Here is a 13197-nt window from a genome sequence, read left to right as displayed (position 1 = left end):
GTTCCGGGGCGTTCTCGTTCTGCTGAAGTCTTCCTGCGTGACTATATCGGACCGGCGATGTCTGCGGCCTTGCTTGATTCCCTGACGAAGCCCGGCCAATCAGACAACATGCCCCGTGCTCGCCTCGCCGGCGCCCGTCATCCGGCGGCTCCAGCGCATCCCCAGCCACAGAAGCGCGACACTGCACACGAACAGGAGCACCTCGACCAGCACGGTATCGACATGCCAGTACCGCGTCAGCAGTACGGCGACGAGGTCGAACAGGAAATGAAACGCGATCGCATATGCGAGCCAGCGCTTCGTGCCGCGGACGAATGCCTGCAGCACGATCAGCGACAGCCCCACGTGCGCGGCCATCGCGCTTGCGCGCTCCAACAGCGCGAGTAACGGCGACGCGAGTGTCATGCCGGAGAACTGCGACCCGATCAGTGACTGCGCACCTTCAGGCACCACGACGCCTGCTCGCGCGAGCAAGTAGGCGGTAGCGAGCGCGATGAATCCGACGCCGACCAGCAGCATCGCCTCCAGCCCGCCGTGCCCGAGCCCGAGCATCACGGCCGTTGGCGCGTCATGTCGCTTCGGCAGCAGATACCGGAAAGCGACCCAGCGCCCGCACTCCTCGAAGAGCCCGGCCGTCAGCGCCGCGAACACGAGCATCGGCAGGTGCCAGCGCGCATCGTTGCCGAGCCAGTGGAACAGCGGAATCTGCCACGACATGCGCAATACCGGCTGGAACACGAAAAAGGTCAGCATGCCGTAGAAAAACACCCGCCACGGCACCTGCGCGCGGCGCCGCCATGCGGCCGCGAGCAACACCGGCGCAGTCAGCGCCACGACGCCCACCGCGAGCGTGACGAACAGGAGCGCCGGGGCGACGGGATGCATGACGAATGCCGTTACGCGAGCTGCTTGTGGAAATACGTCGTCGCGCACAGCGTGCCGTCGGGCATCAGCGCGTAGTTCGGCACGACACCGACACGCTGCCAGCCGGCCCGCTCGTACAGCCGCTCGGCGTCACCGCCCGTCACGGTATCGAGCACGAGCACGGTCTTGCCCGCGTCGCGCGCGGCCGCATCGGCCGCCGCCATCAGCCGCGCGGCGATGCCCTGCCGGCGCGCGTGCCGCGACACGAGCATCTTCGAGATATCGGCGCGATGCGGCTGGTTCTCGGGCTGCGCGGTCACGACCTGCACGGTGCCGACGATCCGGCCGGCCGCGTCCTCGGCAACGAGCAGGATGCGCTCGCCGTTCGCGACGCCGTCGGCGACATTCGTCCAGAACGCGACGGCGGTCGCCCGCTCGATCGGCAACATGAAGCTGACGGACGCGCCGCCCTCGACGCAATCGATCAGCACGTCGGCCAGTGCTTCGACACAGCGCTTCGCTTCGCCCGCGCCGACGCGGCGGACGGTAACGGATTCGGTCATGCCAACTCCGGTAGTCAGTTGGGTCGCACACATGGGTTCGGCGTGCGTCCGGATGGGAAGGAACGCCGGGCGGCCGTCGCGGCTCGCGCAACGTCGGCAGGCGCGCGGCAACGCCGCGCCCGGTCGGCACGTGTTACCGCCCCATCATCCTACGCGACGAAAAATTCCATTGCATCGCCGTTCGTCTCTCCTATACTTAGCCACATGGCTAACTTTCAACCCGGCATCAGCGACGTTTTCCACGCCCTCGCCGATCCCACGCGCTGCGCGATCGTCAGCATGCTCGGCCACGGCGAACGGACCGTCTCCGCGCTGGCCGAACCGTTCGACATGGCGCTGCCGTCGTTCATGAAGCACGTCGCCGTGCTCGAGCGCAGCGGCTTGGTGCAGACCCGCAAAGCCGGCCGCTCGCGCACCTGCACGCTGGTCGGCAGCCGGCTGACCGAAGCCGAGGCATGGCTCGCCGAGCAGCGCGCGCTATGGGAAGCCCGATCCGATCGTCTCGTCGAATTCGTCGAACGCCGTCACCAGGAGGAGCACGATGTCAGCCAGCCCCGTCGACCCCGTTGAAGCGCACGATCTCGTCATCACGCGCACGCTGCGTGCCCCGCGCCACGCGCTGTGGCGTGCCTGGACCGACCCCGAACTGCTGAAGCAATGGTGGTGCCCGAAACCGTGGACCACCGAAGTGCGCGCGTTCGACCTGCGTCCGGGCGGCGCCTTCCACACCTACATGCGCGGCCCCGATGGCGGCAGCAGCGACAATCCCGGCTGCTTCCTCGACATCGTGCCGGAATCGCGCATCGTGTTCACGTCGATGCTCACGGGCGGCTGGCGGCCGCAGGCGCCGTGGATGGGCTTCACCGCGATCATCACGATGGCCGACGACGACGCGGGCAGCCGCTACGAAGCGCGCGTGATGCATCCGGACGCCGCCACGCGCGAACGCCACGAAGCGCTCGGCTTCTTCGAGGGCTGGAACACCTGCATCACGCAGCTCGACGAATTCGCGGCCGCATTGCGCTGAGCCGGCCGCGACCGCGTGTGTGCGGTCATTGCATGCCGCCGCTCGCGCGCCTAGGATTCCTGAAGGAAGCACGACGACACGCCGGCCGCCGGCGTGCACCGTCGTGCGCACGCCGCGGGAGGCCACATGTTGCATACGCACACGCATTCGACCCGGGTCAGCCGGCACCTGAACGCCCCGCGCGGGCGCGTCTACCGCGCGTTGCTCGATCCGCACGCGGTCGAGCAATGGAAGGTGCCAGACGGCATGACGTGCCGCGTGCATGCGTACGACGCACGCGAAGGCGGTGCGCTGCGGGTATCGCTGAGCTACGACGCGCCGTCGGCCGGCACCGGCAAGACCACCGCGCGCACCGATACCTATCACGGCCGCTTCGTCACGCTCGTGCCGGACAAGCAGATCGTCGAGATCGACGTGTTCGAGACCGACGACCCGATGCTGCGCGGTGCCATGACGATCACGATCACGCTGTCCGACGAAGCGGGCGGCACGCGCGTGGACGCCGTGCACGACGGGGTGCCGCCGGGCGTGCCAGCCGCCGACAACGAGACCGGCTGGCAGATGGCGCTGGCGCGGCTCGCGGCGCTGGTGGAAGCCGGATGAGCCAGCGCCGCGCCGGGGCCGGCGGCGCGCGTCAGCCGAGCCGGTAAGCGCGCGTGACCGTGCCGCGGAACAGCGCGTCGCGCTCGTCCGGGCTCGCCTGCGCGGTCAGCCGCTTGAACGCATTCCAGCCGTTCACGAACGAATATGAGCCCTTGTCGACCGGGAAATTGCTCTCGAACATGCAGCGCCCGGGGCCGAACGCGTCGATGCAGGTCATCATCCACGGCTTCCACGTGTCGGCGAGCTGCGCGGAAGACGGCGGCCGTTCGCCCTTCTCGAAATCGAAACCGTTGATGCGCATCCCGAGCCCGCCGACCTTCACGTACACGTTCGGCAGTTGCGCGAGCGTGCGCATCGACGCCGACCAGCGCTCGAACACCTCCGGCCGCTTGTCCGCATAACTGGCGATCCGCACGACACCGCCGCAGTGATTGACGATGACGCGCGTATCGGGGTTCGCCTTCGCCAGCTCGAACAGTTCGGGCAGTTGCGGAAAGAACAGCCACGCGTCATACGACAGCCCGAGCGGCGCGAGCTGCGCGACGCCCGCCCGGTACGCGGGATCGAGCAGCAGCCCGCGCGGCACCGCCGACAGCGGATTGGCGAGCGTCGGATCGGCGTCCCAGGTCGTCAGGTGACGCACCCCACGGAAGCGCCCGCGACCGGCTTCGAGATGCGCTTCGAGCACGTCGCGCACGCGCTCGCCGAGACGCAGGTCCGCGTGGCCGACGATGCCTTTCGCGACCGCCACCGGGCCGTGCTGCAGCGGCTCGGTCACGCCCGCGACGTAGGCCGTCTCGCCCACCGGTTTCAGTTCGGCCGGGCCCGAGTCGCGATAGCGTGTCTGCGCCTGCATGTAGACGGACGCCTGGATGTTGTGGCCCGAGCGCGCATCCTGCAGATAGTCGTCGAGCATGTAGATCCAGCCCGGCCGCTCATAGAAATGATGATGCGCGTCGACGATCGGCAGGTCGGGCTCGAGCGCGGGTTCGAGCGCCGACGCGAGCCAGTCGGGCCGGACCGCGAGATAGTTGCTTTGCGTCGTCATGCGGGAAACTCCTTCCTGGGTGGCCGCGCGCGCCTTGGTGAACGCGGGCAGCGCGAGCGAGGCGGCGGCCGCACCGAGCAGCCGGCGTCGCTTGATCGACATCGTCGTGTCCATGTCATTCGCTCCGGTCGAATGCAACCAGCGACAGCGTGAGCAGCGTCGTGATCGCCAGCACGATCGCGAGGCCGAGCATGCCAGCGGTAAAGGTGCCGAAGCTGTCCTTCAGGTAGCCGACGAGATAAGGCCCCGCGAAGCCGCCGAGCGCGCCGATCGAGTTGATCAGCGCGAGCCCGCCGGCCGCGGCCTGGCCGGACAGGAAGCGCGACGGCAGCGTGTAGAAGATCGTGCGGCCGGCGATCGTGCCGATCAGCGCGAGCGTGATGCCGACGAGGGCCGGCCCGAGCGTCAGGAAGTGCGTCGACACGCCGAGCGCCACCGCGCCGATGAACAGCCCGATCGCCAGGTTCGCAACCGGGCCGCCGCGCCGGTCCACGCGCCTCGCCCACCACAGCAGCGCGACGGTCGCGAAGAAGTACGGCACCGCGGACAGCCAGCCCGTCTGCATCGTCGACATGCCGTGCGCCTTCAGCATCTGCGGCAGCCAGATGCCGATCCCGTAGGACCCCATCGTGAAGCCGAACGAGATCAGCGCGAGCAGGTACACGCGCACGTCGCGCAGCGCGACGCCGAAGCGCTTCTTGCGGCCCGCGGCCGTGCCGTCGCGTTCGAACGCACGCTGCAGCGCCGCCCGCTCGTCGTCGGACAGCCACGCGGCATGCGCCGGCGAATCGGACAGCAGCTTCAGCACGAGAAAACCGAGCGCGCACGCCGGCAGCCCTTCGACGATGAACATCCACTTCCAGCCGGCCAGCCCGAGCACGCCGTCGAGCTGCAGCAGCCACGTCGACAACGGACCGCCGATCAGCGACGACAGCGGCGTCGACACGGTGAACCACGCCAGCACGCGCGTGCGGTAGCTCGCCGGAAACCACACCGCGAGGAAGAAGATCACGCCCGGAAAGAATCCGGCTTCGCCGATGCCGAGCAGCAGCCGGATCGCGTAGAAACTCGTCGGCCCGGTCGCCAGCGCGGTCGCGGCGGCCATCAGCCCCCAGGTGATCATGATGCGGGCGAGCCAGCGGCGCGCGCCGAAGCGGTACAGCGCGAGATTGCTCGGCACCTCGAACAAGCAGTAGCCGGCGAACATGATCCCCGCGCCCCAGCCGAACTGCGTCGCGGTCAGGCCGAGATCGCGGTTCATCGTGAGCGCCGCGAAGCCGACGCTCGTGCGGTCCAGGTAGTTGAAGAAGTACGCGAGCGCGAGCAGCGGAATGAAGCGCCACGCGGCCTTGCGCACGGCCCGTTGCTCGATCGACGCGTCGGTCTCGCGAGCGTCGGCCAGTGCCGGGGAAGCGGATGTCATGGTTGTCTCCGTGGAGGGGGCGGCCGCGCCCGTGCGCGGCACGGCCGGGACGCCTTTGTTCGTTCGATGAATCGCGGCCGCGCTACGCGCTCGCCAGTTCGTTCGGTGACGGCGCGCCGCCCGGCGCCGCATCGTCCGCGCCCTGCTGGCCCGCGACGACACCGGCTTCGATCAGCGCACGCGCATCGTCCGGCGTGTAGCCGAGCTCGCCGAGCAGCGCGCGCGTGTCCTGGCCGAGCGCGGGCGGTGCCGCGCGCAGCCGCAGGCGTTCGCCGGCAAGCGTCAGCGGCAACAGCGCGGTGCGCGTGTCGACCGGCCGCCCGGCGCTGCTCGCGTCGGCCGGCAGCGTCACGGCCTCGAGGCCGCCCGTGGCGAGCAGGTGCGGATCGTCGAACAGGTCCTGCGGTTTCGTGATCGGCGCGTACGGCAGGCCGTTCGATTCGAAGATCGCGCCGATCTCCGCGGCCGAATACGGCGCGAGCCGCGCGCGCAATTCGGGCAGCAGCCACTCACGCGCCTGCACGCGCAGGTTGTTGGTCGCGACGCGCGGATCGTCCTTCAGGGCGGCCAGGCCGAACGCATCGCAGAACAGCGCCCACTGCGTGTCCGATACGACTGCGAGAAAGATCTGTTCGTCATCCTTGACTGAAAACACGTCGTAGACGGCCCACGCGGAAATCCGGCTCGGCATCGGCGAGGCGGCCTGCCCGGTCACCGCGAACTGCATCATGTGCTGCGCGACGAGGAACACGTTGTTCTCGAACAGCGAGCTCTGCACCTGCTGGCCGCGGCCGGTGCGTTCGCGCTGCGCGAGCGCGGCCATCGCGCCGATCGCGCCGAACATGCCGCCCATGATGTCGTTCACGCTCGCCCCCGCGCGCAGCGGCCGCCCCTCAGGGCCCGTCATGTATGCGAGGCCGCCCATCATCTGCACCACTTCGTCGAGCGCGGTGCGATGCTCGTACGGCCCCGGCAGGAAGCCCTTGTGCGACACGTACACGAGGCGCGGATTCAGCGAATGCAGCGCCGGATAGCCGAGGCCGAGCCGGTCCATCGTGCCGCTCTTGAAGTTCTCGCTGAACACGTCGGCCGTCGCCACGAGCCGCAGCACGATCTCCAGCCCGCGCGGATCCTTCACGTCGACGGCGAGGCTCTTCTTGTTGCGGTTGAACATCCCGAAGAAGCCCGCACCGGAGCCGCGCAGCGTGCGCGTGCTGTCGCCCGCGATCGGTTCGATCTTGATGACCTCCGCGCCGAGATCCGCGAGCAGCATTCCGCAGGTCGGGCCCATCACCATGTGCGTCATCTCGATCACGCGCGTGCCTGCGTACGGCAGCGTCGAAGCCGGTTGGTGGTCGTTCATTGCGCGACTCCCGTCAGGCATCCTTCCGGTTGCACCGCGCTCGGGGCGCGGCCGTCCGCGTAACGGAAGCCTTTCGGCAACCCGGCGTCCGGCACATGGCCGTACAACGCCTCGGCCGGCAGCGCCGCGTGCAGGATCGCGCGCGCGGCGAGCAGCGCGTCGACGTCGATACCCGTGTCGAATCCCATCGCCTCGAGCAGGAACACGAGATCCTCGGTGACGATGTTGCCGGTCGCACCCGGCGCATACGGGCAACCGCCGAGGCCGCCCTGGCTCGCGTCGATCGTCGTCACGCCCGCGTCGAGCGCCGCGACGACGTTCGCGAGCCCCTGCCCGCGCGTGTTGTGGAAATGCGCGCCGCCGGCCTTGTCGCCGACTTCGCGCTGCAGGCGCAGGAACAGCCGGCGCACCTGCGCCGGATTCGCATAGCCGCTCGTGTCGGACAGCCCGATCTCGTCGACGCCGCATTCGGCCATCGCCACCGCCATCGCGATCGTTTCGTCGTCGCTCACCGCGCCCGCGATCGTGCAGCCGAACGCGACCGACACGCCCGCCTCGATCTGCACCGACGGAAACCGCTCATTGCGCAGCGCGACGATCGCACGCACCTCGTCGATCATCTGCGCGGGCGTCTTGCGGATGTTCGCCAGCGAATGCGCTTCCGTCACCGAGACCGGCAGCGTCAGCTTGTGCACGCCGGCCTCGAATGCGCCCTCGGCGCCGCGCAGGTTCGGCGCGAGCGCGGCGACGTGCAGCCCGGGAATCGCCAGCGCGTGCGCGACGACTTCGCGGACATCGGCCATCTGCGGCAACAGCTTCGCCGGCACGAACGAGCCGACCTCGATCTCGCGCAGGCCGGCCGCGGCCAGCGCGGTGATCCAGCGCAGCTTGCCGGCCGTCGGCATCACGGCCTGGATGCTCTGCAGGCCGTCGCGCGGCCCGACCTCGCTGACCAGCACCGTCGGATATTCGGAAACGCTCATTTGATACTCCATCGTTCTATCTGAAAGAACATCGTTCTGTTTGATAGAACTCTATGCGCGCATCGAATGGGCTGTAAGCGGGGTATACCCGTGAAATTGCGATTTTTTGGAACTTGAGTTCTGTCAGGCAGAACGATATAGTCGATCGATCATCCTCAGAAGGAAGCACGCAGTGCCCAAGACACCCACCGATCACGCCGGCAGCGAGCCCGATTCGACGGCCGAAGAAGCGTCCAGCGGCGTCGCCGTGCTCGATCGCGCGTTCGCGATCCTCCGTGCGTTCGGGCCGACCGACGACCGGCTGTCGCTCGCGGAGCTGTCGCGCCGCACCGGGCTGTACAAGAGCACGATCCTGCGCCTGCTCACGGCGCTCGAACATGGCGGCTTCATGCGCAAGCTCGACGACGGCCAGTACGCGATCGGACACGAGCCGCTGCGGCTCGCCGCGCTGTATCAGCGTTCGTTCCGGGTCGGCCCGGTGGTCGAGCCGCTGCTCGAGACGCTGAGCCGCGAACTCGGCGAAACGGCGTCGTTCTACGTGCGCCAGCGCGACATGCGCTCGGTGCTGTACCGGGTCGAGCCCGCGCGTGCGGTGCGCGTGTCGATTCGGGTCGGCGAGGAGTTTCCGGTGCGCCAGGGTGCGTCCGGGAAGGTGCTGCTGGCGTTCACCGACATGCAGGATGCGCAATGGCACGACGTGCGCGAACAGCTGTGGGCCGCGTCGTACGGCGAGCGCGACCCGGAGACGGCGTCGGCATCCGTGCCCGTGTTCGGCGCCGCCGGCGAGTGCGTCGGCGCGCTGACCGTATCGGGCCCGAAATCGCGGCTCGCCGACGCACCGGCCATGGCGGCGGCGCTCGCGATGCTGTTGCCGTTCGCGCAGAAGGCGACCGTCGCGCTCGGCGGCTCAGGTGCACGCTACGACGCAGCGGCCGTGCGCGACAGCCTCGCGCGGCTCGCATCGCCAGCGGACCACGGCGACGCGGCGTCATAGCCGGCAGCGGCGTGCGCCTGCCCACGCCACTGCGCAAAAGGCGGCCGCGTGCGACACTGGCCGCCGATGCATGCATCGCGCGCCGCCTGCGGGCATGCCGCGCGAGCCACCGCCAACCGGACACGCTTGAGGGCCGCCACCATGAACGCCGCGCGCACCGCTACCTGGTATTTCGATTTCGTTTCGCCGTTCGCCTATCTGCAGCAGGAACAATTCGACCGGTTGCCGGCCGCCGCCGCGTTCGAGCCGAAGCCCATCGTGCTCGGCGCACTGCTCGCCCACTGGGGCCAGAAAGCACCGGCCGAGATCGCGGCGAAACGCGTCTTCACCTATCGCCACGCGCAATACCGCGCGGACAAGCTCGGCATTGCGTTCCGGATGCCGCCCGCGCACCCGTTCAATCCGATCAAGCCGCTGCGCCTCGCGATCGCGATGGGCAATTCACTCGATGCGATCCAACGAATCTTTCGGCATATCTGGCGCGACGGCAACGACGTGTCGACGCCGGAAGGCTTCGCCGCGCTGTGCGAAGCGGTCGGCTTTCCGGAAGGCGTGACGGCCGTCGACGCCCAGCCGGTGAAGGACGCGCTGCGCGCGAACACCGACGATGCGATCGCCCACGGCGTATTCGGCGTGCCGACCTTCGCACTCGACGGCGACCTGTTCTGGGGCGAGGATGCGACCGACATGTTCGCCGACTGCGCGACGTCGCGCGCGTGGCTCGATTCGCCCGAGGTGCGCCGCATCAGCGCGCTGCCCGAAGGGATCCGGCGCGGCTGAAGCCGCTGCGGCCGCCCGCCGCCCTCCGCTTGCGGCACATCCCGCGTCAGAGGTCAGGTATCGCGCCCTTCGACGAGCCCCGGCACGGCCTCGCGCATCATCGCGGCGAACCGCACGAGCCGCGACGGATAGAACTGCGCATGCGGGTAGGTCAGGTAGACGGGCAGCGGCGCGGCCTGCCACTCGGGCGCGAGGTGCACGAGCTCGCCGCGCGCGAGGTGGTCGGCCAGCATCCATGACGAGCCGACGCACGCCCCCACCCCCAGCAGCGCCGCACTGCGCAGCGCGTACAGGTTCGCGGTCGTGATACGCGGGCGAATCGCGATGCGGCGCGTCTCGCCTGTGACCGAATGCGTGAGCGCCAGCTCCGTGCGGTAGTAGGTGCGCAGCGCGAGCCACGGCAACTCGGCCAGCGCGTCGGGGTCGGCCGGCACGTCGGCGCCGTTCAGCACGGACGGCGCGGCGACCACGAAGCGCGGCACCTTCGAGAGCCGGATCGCGACCACGGCCGGATCGGTCGGCTCGCCCACCTGGATCGCGCAATCGATGCCGCTGCCGACGAAGTCCCGTACCTCGTCCTGCAGCAGCCACTCGACCGACACGCGCGGATAGTCGCGCAGAAACCGCGCGAGCGGCTCGACGAAACGCTCCTGACCGAACGCGTGCGGCACCGCGACCCGCAACAACCCGTCAGGCTCCTCCTGCGCGCCGCGCAGATCGGCTTCGAACGCCGCCCAGTTCGCCAGCAGCTCCTTCGCGCGCTTGTAGCAGCGCTCGCCGTCGACGGTCAGCCGCATCGTGTGCGTGGTCCGCTGCAGCAGCCGCATGCCGAGCGAGCGTTCGAGCGCCTGCAACCGCCGGCTGATCGTCGGCTGCGTCGTATGCAGTTGCGCGGCCGCGGCCGACAGGCTGCCGGCCTCGACTATGCGTACGAAGGTTTCCATCAGCTCGAAACGATAGCCGGCGCCGTCCACCGGCACCGCCTGAATGCGCGCAGACCCGCCAGCAGCGGGAGAGAAGGGAGATTTTTCGGTCATTCGTGGAGCGTATAACAAATCTGCGCAGGGCGGCACTACCGTGGCCGGCCGCATGCCGCCACACTCGCGTCCATTCCTTCATCGCAACCAGGATGCACGCCATGTCCACCCCGTCCCGTCTCGATGCCGCGCCCCGCGCCGCCCACGCCCCGGCCCACCCGGCCGCCCATTCGATGCCCGATCGCCGGCTCGTGCTGCTGCTCGCGGCCGCCGCCGGCCTCGGGGTCGCGCCGCTCTACTACGCGCAGCCGATGCTCGGCGCGCTCGGGCCCGATCTCGGCGCGTCGGCACGGGCAATCGGCTTCGTGCCGACGCTCACGCAGCTCGGCTACGCGCTCGGCATCCTGCTCCTCGCGCCGCTCGGCGACCGGTTCGACCGCCGCCGCGTGATCGTGACCAAAGCCGCGACGCTGGTCGTCGCGCTGCTGCTCGCCGCCATCGCGCCGTCGCTCGGGCTGCTGCTCGCGGCGAGCTTCGCGATCGGCCTCGCGGCGACGATGGCGCAGGACGTCGTACCGGCCGCCGCGACGCTCGCACACGACGCGCATCGCGGCCGCATCGTCGGCACGGTGATGACGGGGCTGCTGCTCGGCATCCTGCTGTCGCGGGTCGTGGCCGGGTTCGTCGCGGAAACAGCCGGCTGGCGCGCGATGTTCGCGCTCGCGGCCGCCAGCGTCGCCGTGATCGGCGTCGTGGCCGCGCGCGGGCTGCCGCACTTCGAGCCGACCACGCGCCTGCCGTATCGCGCGCTGATCGGGTCGCTCGGTGCGTTGTGGCGCCAGCATCCGGCGCTGCGCCGCGCCGCGCTCGCGCAGGGGCTGCTGGCCATCGGGTTCAGCGCGTTCTGGTCGACACTCGCGGTGATGCTGCACGGCGCGCCGTTCCACCTCGGCAGCGCAGCCGCGGGCGCGTTCGGCCTCGCAGGTGCGGCCGGTGCGCTGGCCGCGCCGATTGCCGGACGCCTGGCCGACCATCACGGCCCCGAGCGCGTCACGCGCATCGGCATCGGCATCGCGACGGTGTCGTTCGCGTCGATGGCCGCCGCACCGTTGATGTCGGCGCATGCCCAGCTCGTGCTGCTCGCGGTCGCGACGATCGGCTTCGATCTCGGCGTGCAGGCCACGCTGATCGCGCACCAGGCAATCGTCTACCGGATCGACCCCGCGTCGCGCAGCCGCCTCAACGCGGTGCTGTTCGTCGGCATGTTCATCGGGATGGCGGCCGGCGCCGCGATCGGTAGTTTGTTGCTCGCGCAACTAGGCTGGAATGCGGTGACCGGGCTGGCCGTCGTGACGTCGCTCGCCGCGCTCGCCGTGCGGATCTGGCGCCACTGAAATTCCGCATCGCATGCACAAGGCGGGCAGGCCCACAGGGCTTGCCCGCCTTTTCTTTTATTTTCGATCGCCGCACGCATGACGCGGCGCAGCCCGGCCGATTCGTGCGCATTCGGCACGAAAAGCCCCCATTCCTCGCACGGTCCGCACCCGCTCGAACGAATGTCCAGTTCAACCGATTATTTTTCCGGCGGCCGTGCGCATCGATGCGAAAACGTCGGATGATTCGATGCGCCCCGCCACGTGGCGCTGGCCCATCCGGCCCCACCGCACAGCCCCGTTTTATCAGGGGATTCCCGGTATTTTTTCGCATTTTCTTCGAAATATCGGGTGACATACTTGCCCCCCGTTGCGCTCCGGTACGAGCGCGCTTTTCGATCCTGCCGGCCGCATGTCATGCGCTGAGCGTCCGCCCGGGTCGCACAGAACATGAACGATTTCGACACCCCGATCCAGACCTTCCTCACCCACATCACGTTCGGCCCGCTGATGAATCACGCGATCCGCGTGATCGCGGGCCTGTACACGTTCAAGGGCTTCGTGCTCATTCCCGTGCTGTGCTGGCTGTGGTTCCAGCCGGGCCCGAACCGCGAGCGGCAGCGCGAACTGGTCGTCGCGACGATCGCGAGCGGGCTCATCGCTCTCGCGATCGGCCGGCTGCTCGCGCAGGTGCTGCCGTTCCGCGTGCGGCCGATCTACAACCCCGACCTGCACCTGCACTTTCCGTCGGCAGGATTACGTGCAGCCACGCTGCAGGCATGGAGTTCGTTTCCGAGCGATCACGCGATGCTATGGATGGCGATCGCCACCGGCATCTTCATCATCGCGCGCCGCGTCGGCGTGTTCGCGCTGCTGTATGCGGTCGTGTTCATCTGCGTGCCGCGCGCGTATCTCGGCTTTCACTATCCGACCGACCTGATCGCGGGTGCCGCGATCGGCATCGCGCTCGCGTGGCTGCTGACGCACGATGCAATCCGCTCGCGCTTCGCGCCGCAGGTACTCGCGACGATCCAGCGCTTCCCCGCGCCCGCCTATACGCTCGCGTTCCTGCTGTGCTTCGAGCTGATCACGCAGTTCGACGAACTGCTGACGCTCGCGCAGTCGGCCACCCACACGATGTGACGAGGAGAGACCGCGATGCTGCCGCTGCTTACGTTCCGTCGCCCCGGCACGCGCTG

At 69.1% G+C, this 13197-nt stretch carries 14 protein-coding genes; 7 read left to right on the top strand and 7 right to left on the bottom strand.

The genetic code is table 11. The features are described 5' to 3' along the window. Positions 1-99 precede the first annotated feature (99 nt). Both CFB34_RS05050 and CFB34_RS05045 read right to left on the bottom strand, forming a co-directional pair. Positions 100-885, bottom strand: a complete 786-nt coding sequence (locus tag CFB34_RS05050) for a YhfC family glutamic-type intramembrane protease (RefSeq protein WP_089441475.1) — start codon at positions 883-885, stop codon at positions 100-102. Positions 886-896: 11 nt separating this feature from the next. Continuing rightward, the gene (locus tag CFB34_RS05045) at positions 897-1427 is read right to left on the bottom strand and encodes a GNAT family N-acetyltransferase (protein WP_089441474.1); all 531 of its coding nucleotides are present in this window, start codon (positions 1425-1427) and stop codon (positions 897-899) included. A gap of 204 nt (positions 1428-1631) precedes the next feature. Between CFB34_RS05045 and CFB34_RS05040 the strand changes: the two genes are divergently transcribed. From CFB34_RS05040 to CFB34_RS05030, 3 genes are all read left to right on the top strand, one after another. After that, positions 1632-1997: a metalloregulator ArsR/SmtB family transcription factor gene (locus CFB34_RS05040; protein WP_089441473.1), complete on the top strand. Its 366-nt coding sequence runs from the start codon at positions 1632-1634 to the stop codon at positions 1995-1997. Then, entirely contained in the window at positions 1969-2454 is a 486-nt protein-coding gene (locus CFB34_RS05035; protein ID WP_089441472.1) for an SRPBCC family protein, read from the top strand. Before CFB34_RS05040 ends, CFB34_RS05035 begins: the two co-directional genes overlap by 29 nt. A 126-nt stretch (positions 2455-2580) precedes the next feature. After that, a complete protein-coding gene (locus CFB34_RS05030; RefSeq protein ID WP_089441471.1) occupies positions 2581-3057 on the top strand; it encodes an SRPBCC family protein in 477 nt (158 codons plus the stop codon). A gap of 31 nt (positions 3058-3088) precedes the next feature. On the opposite strand, the gene CFB34_RS05025 is transcribed toward CFB34_RS05030, so the two are convergent. The 4 genes from CFB34_RS05025 to CFB34_RS05010 form a co-directional block, all read right to left on the bottom strand. After that, the gene (locus tag CFB34_RS05025) at positions 3089-4219 is read right to left on the bottom strand and encodes an amidohydrolase family protein (protein ID WP_089441470.1); all 1131 of its coding nucleotides are present in this window, start codon (positions 4217-4219) and stop codon (positions 3089-3091) included. A 1-nt stretch (position 4220) separates the two neighbouring features. Beyond that, positions 4221-5528: an MFS transporter gene (locus tag CFB34_RS05020; protein ID WP_089441469.1), complete on the bottom strand. Its 1308-nt coding sequence runs from the start codon at positions 5526-5528 to the stop codon at positions 4221-4223. A gap of 82 nt (positions 5529-5610) precedes the next feature. After that, positions 5611-6891 (bottom strand): CaiB/BaiF CoA-transferase family protein, encoded by a 1281-nt coding sequence (locus tag CFB34_RS05015; protein ID WP_089441468.1) that lies wholly within the window; start codon positions 6889-6891, stop codon positions 5611-5613. After that, entirely contained in the window at positions 6888-7874 is a 987-nt protein-coding gene (locus CFB34_RS05010; RefSeq protein ID WP_089441467.1) for a hydroxymethylglutaryl-CoA lyase, read from the bottom strand. The genes CFB34_RS05015 and CFB34_RS05010 overlap by 4 nt, the downstream gene beginning before the upstream one ends. Positions 7875-8046: 172 nt before the next feature. Here CFB34_RS05010 and CFB34_RS05005 point away from each other — a divergent pair, with 172 nt between their 5' ends. Continuing rightward, positions 8047-8868, top strand: coding sequence for an IclR family transcriptional regulator (locus tag CFB34_RS05005; protein ID WP_089441466.1), 822 nt, complete (start codon positions 8047-8049; stop codon positions 8866-8868). A 141-nt stretch (positions 8869-9009) separates the two neighbouring features. Continuing rightward, positions 9010-9648: a 2-hydroxychromene-2-carboxylate isomerase gene (locus tag CFB34_RS05000; protein WP_089441465.1), complete on the top strand. Its 639-nt coding sequence runs from the start codon at positions 9010-9012 to the stop codon at positions 9646-9648. A 53-nt stretch (positions 9649-9701) separates the two neighbouring features. Here CFB34_RS05000 and CFB34_RS04995 read toward each other — a convergent pair whose 3' ends face one another. Next, a complete protein-coding gene (locus CFB34_RS04995; RefSeq protein WP_089441464.1) occupies positions 9702-10685 on the bottom strand; it encodes a LysR family transcriptional regulator in 984 nt (327 codons plus the stop codon). 101 nt (positions 10686-10786) lie between these two features. Here CFB34_RS04995 and CFB34_RS04990 point away from each other — a divergent pair, with 101 nt between their 5' ends. Both CFB34_RS04990 and CFB34_RS04985 read left to right on the top strand, forming a co-directional pair. Then, entirely contained in the window at positions 10787-12019 is a 1233-nt protein-coding gene (locus tag CFB34_RS04990) for an MFS transporter (RefSeq protein WP_089441463.1), read from the top strand. Positions 12020-12448: 429 nt separating this feature from the next. Continuing rightward, a complete protein-coding gene (locus CFB34_RS04985) occupies positions 12449-13141 on the top strand; it encodes a phosphatase PAP2 family protein (protein WP_089441462.1) in 693 nt (230 codons plus the stop codon). Positions 13142-13197: the final 56 nt, after the last annotated feature.

The organism is Burkholderia sp. HI4860, assembly GCF_002223045.2.
Classification (GTDB): Bacteria; Pseudomonadota; Gammaproteobacteria; order Burkholderiales; family Burkholderiaceae; genus Burkholderia.
The sequence above is the reverse complement of the archived record's forward strand: the minus strand, read 5'-3'. Positions and strand labels throughout refer to the sequence as shown.

Coding starts and splice junctions, on each gene's coding strand:
- CFB34_RS04990 (WP_089441463.1), top strand. CDS start 10,787: ATGTCCACCCCGTCCCGTCTCGATGCCGCGCCCCGCGCCGCCCACGCC.
- CFB34_RS05010 (WP_089441467.1), bottom strand. CDS start 7,874: ATGAGCGTTTCCGAATATCCGACGGTGCTGGTCAGCGAGGTCGGGCCG.
- CFB34_RS05020 (WP_089441469.1), bottom strand. CDS start 5,528: ATGACATCCGCTTCCCCGGCACTGGCCGACGCTCGCGAGACCGACGCG.
- CFB34_RS05000 (WP_089441465.1), top strand. CDS start 9,010: ATGAACGCCGCGCGCACCGCTACCTGGTATTTCGATTTCGTTTCGCCG.
- CFB34_RS05030 (WP_089441471.1), top strand. CDS start 2,581: ATGTTGCATACGCACACGCATTCGACCCGGGTCAGCCGGCACCTGAAC.
- CFB34_RS05050 (WP_089441475.1), bottom strand. CDS start 885: ATGCATCCCGTCGCCCCGGCGCTCCTGTTCGTCACGCTCGCGGTGGGC.
- CFB34_RS05045 (WP_089441474.1), bottom strand. CDS start 1,427: ATGACCGAATCCGTTACCGTCCGCCGCGTCGGCGCGGGCGAAGCGAAG.
- CFB34_RS04995 (WP_089441464.1), bottom strand. CDS start 10,685: ATGACCGAAAAATCTCCCTTCTCTCCCGCTGCTGGCGGGTCTGCGCGC.
- CFB34_RS05015 (WP_089441468.1), bottom strand. CDS start 6,891: ATGAACGACCACCAACCGGCTTCGACGCTGCCGTACGCAGGCACGCGC.
- CFB34_RS04985 (WP_089441462.1), top strand. CDS start 12,449: ATGAACGATTTCGACACCCCGATCCAGACCTTCCTCACCCACATCACG.
- CFB34_RS05025 (WP_089441470.1), bottom strand. CDS start 4,219: ATGGACACGACGATGTCGATCAAGCGACGCCGGCTGCTCGGTGCGGCC.
- CFB34_RS05035 (WP_089441472.1), top strand. CDS start 1,969: ATGTCAGCCAGCCCCGTCGACCCCGTTGAAGCGCACGATCTCGTCATC.
- CFB34_RS05040 (WP_089441473.1), top strand. CDS start 1,632: ATGGCTAACTTTCAACCCGGCATCAGCGACGTTTTCCACGCCCTCGCC.